Source organism: Cryobacterium sp. MP_M3 (assembly GCF_015752155.1).
Lineage (GTDB): Bacteria > Actinomycetota > Actinomycetes > Actinomycetales > Microbacteriaceae > Cryobacterium.
This window is the reverse complement of the sequence record NZ_JADOVI010000047.1, coordinates 1-2,220: the sequence shown is the minus strand read 5'-3', so window position 1 is coordinate 2,220 and position 2,220 is coordinate 1. Positions and strand designations below refer to the sequence as shown.

The 2,220-nt window shown below is 62.3% G+C and carries 1 protein-coding gene and 2 pseudogenes; 2 read left to right on the top strand and 1 reads right to left on the bottom strand.

Going from position 1 to position 2,220, the window contains the following annotated elements:
• The coding region (locus IWX89_RS18705; protein ID WP_231383495.1) for a DUF5655 domain-containing protein at nucleotides 1-307 on the top strand (307 nt) is incomplete at its 5' end.
• 264 nt (nucleotides 308-571) lie between these two features.
• Here the strand turns inward: IWX89_RS18705 and IWX89_RS18255 are convergent.
• Nucleotides 572-1,183: pseudogene (locus tag IWX89_RS18255) on the bottom strand (transposase); the annotation flags it as partial.
• 275 nt (nucleotides 1,184-1,458) lie between these two features.
• On the opposite strand from IWX89_RS18255, the pseudogene istA reads away from it, so the two are divergent.
• A pseudogene (gene istA / locus IWX89_RS18250) lies at nucleotides 1,459-2,124 on the top strand (IS21 family transposase); the annotation flags it as partial.
• Between the last annotated feature and the right edge of the window lie 96 nt (nucleotides 2,125-2,220).

The window sequence follows — 2,220 nt, the reverse complement described above, 5'->3', positions numbered from 1 at the left end:
AGCAGAGCAGTACACACCCCGGGGTCGCTACCGTGTTCCTGGAAACTTGCTACCAACTCGCCGGACTGGCGCTACCATCAAGCGCTACTCGCCACTCGACGTTGTGCCGCAGAAGGGACGGATGCGTCTAAGCCTCAATATTCCGATCGAATCGCTCCGTGACGAGCGCGGCCTCGCCTGGGATGTGAGGAACAAGGGCCACTGGGGCAACGGCCCGACAGAAATCGGTTTGGCAGAGGACACCGATTTTGCATACGTCATGGGATTAGTGCGGCAGGCCCACGAATACCAGATGGCCGACGAGTAGTTGCTCAATGTTAGGGACCATCTTGACGGCTCGGGTTGTACGGCGAGTCGGCCAGTCTGACCACCGTCGAAGCCATGGGGCACACCCGCCGCAGGCCGGTCACCTTTCGGGCGCCACGGACGACGCGGCTTACGGCCTAGGCTTCGCGTATGCACGTAAATAGAGCGCTAGAACAGCACATTGCAGTGTTTGGCGAGAGCGGTAGTGGTCACGTCCCGCTGAGTGGTGGAGTTTCTCAACACCGTGCGGGTCAGTTGTTCTAGCTTAGGCGGCGGCGAGTTCTGGAAGGATCACCGCCTCGTCGATGACCTCGATGGGGTTGTTCATGGTGGCCAGCTCGAGCATGGATGCTTCGGAGAAGTATCGGCGTTCTCCGGCTTCCCACTCGTCGTGCTGCTCGATCAACACCGACCCGGCCAGGCGCAGCAGGGCGGCGGAGTTGGGGAACACACCGACGACGTCGGTGCGGCGTTTGATTTCCTTGTTGACCCGTTCGAGCGGGTTCGTGGACCAGATCTGGCGCCAGTGCCGCCTCGGGAACGCGGCGAAGGCGAGCAGGTCGGGTTGCGCGTCGACGAGCATCGCGGCGACTTTCGGGTGAGAGCGGGCGAGCATGGTGGTGACTTCGCGGAACTGTTTCTCGATGTGCTCCCGGTCGGGCTGGGCGAAGATGGTGCGGATGATCGAGGCGACCATGTCCTGGGATCCCTTCGGGACCACCGCGAGCACGTTGCGCATGAAATGCACCCGGCAGCGCTGCCACCCGGCGCCTTGGAACACGGTTCCGATGGCCTTCTTCAGCCCGGTGTGAGCGTCAGACATGACCAGCTTGACCCCGTCGAGGCCGCGGGTCTTGAGCGACCGCAAGAAGCTGGTTGTGTGTGATCAACTCTTTGTAGGCCGTTTCGGCGCTGGAATCCTGCCGAGTTAGTGGCCGGTTTCCTGCCAAAAGAGCGCTAAGAATCAGGCCAGCAAATCCAGTCCACGACGGTGGATTCGGGTCTGCACGAGATTAAGATCACCCGGTGGCCGAGGCCCTCTCCAAAGCGATGGAGACATGGGCCCGCCACCCCTCCCCGATAGGTTCCTAAAGGCGTGTCTACTGCCATGCGGTCGCGCCGGAAGGAACCAGGAAGCAGATGACGGTACCCATGTCCGTGCAAGAAAATATCAGAACACTCGACTCCCATGGAATCGCGGGTCGTGAAATCGCCCGCCGGTTGGGCGTCAGCCGCGACGCGGTGACGAAATACACCGGTCAACAGGACTACTCGCCGAGGCCGCCAGCGCCGGTGGCCAGGCCCGCCGGCTCGGCCATGACCGGGTTCGAAGCGACCGTTGAAAAGTGGTTGGGCGAGGACCAGCGCCGGCCGCGCAAGCAACGCCACACGGCCAAACGGGCCTTTGACCGGTTGGTCACCGAGCAGGCTTTCACCGGCAGTTATTCCCCAGTGCAACGCTTCGTGAAGAAGTGGAATGCCCTCCACCGCCAGGCCGGGGAGGGCTTCACGGAACTGGTCTGGCCCGCCGGCACCGCGCAGGTCGACTTCGTGAAGGCCGAGGCCCTCATCGGCGGGATCCGGCAGGTCCTGCATATCTTCGTCGTCACGTTCCCGTTCTCGAACATGCGCTTCGTGCAGGCCTACCGAGGAGAAACCGCTGAGTGCGTCTGTCACGGGTTACGCACCGTGTTCGACCATATCGGGGCCGCACCCCGGCACCTGGTCTTTGACAACGCCACCGGCATCGGACGACGCGTCGGCACCAAGGTCGTCGAGACCAAGCTGTTCGGCGCGTTCAAATTGCACTACCGATCGGTGAATATTGGCTTCGATGGGCACCACCCCTGGTGCGAGTGAGCCCCACTGTTCAGATTCGTGATTCGTATCGTTCAGCCCCACCACCGGCGTGGT